This window comes from Azospirillum sp. B4 (assembly GCF_000333275.1).
Classification (GTDB): domain Bacteria; phylum Pseudomonadota; class Alphaproteobacteria; order Azospirillales; family Azospirillaceae; genus Nitrospirillum.
In genome coordinates this window covers 1-279 of the sequence record NZ_BACU01000604.1, presented here as the reverse complement: position 1 = coordinate 279, position 279 = coordinate 1, and the positions used below count along the sequence as shown (strand labels likewise).

Sequence of the window (279 nt, the reverse complement as noted above, 5' to 3'; positions counted from 1 at the left end):
GATGTCCGGATTGACGAAGCCGCCGATGAGGCCCAGCGACAGCTTGGGGAAACGTGCGGCCTCCTTCACGCCGATCTGGGCGTTGGTGGCGGCCATGGTGCGTTCCGCCGCGCGGATGTCGGGGCGCGCGCGCATCACCTCGGACGGCAGGCTGGCCGGCAGGGCCGGCGGCAGGGGCACCTGCGGCCCGACGGTGGTCAGCAGCCCATCCACCTCGGCCGGGGTGCGGCCGGTCAGGGTGGCGATGGCGTGGGCGCGCTGGGCCGCCTGGGTCGCAAG

The 279-nt window shown here is 74.6% G+C and carries 1 protein-coding gene; it reads right to left on the bottom strand.

All coding sequences use genetic code 11. The features are described from left to right. On the bottom strand, positions 1–279 hold a 279-nt coding region (locus I55_RS37895; RefSeq protein WP_044563865.1), incomplete at both ends, for a TolC family protein.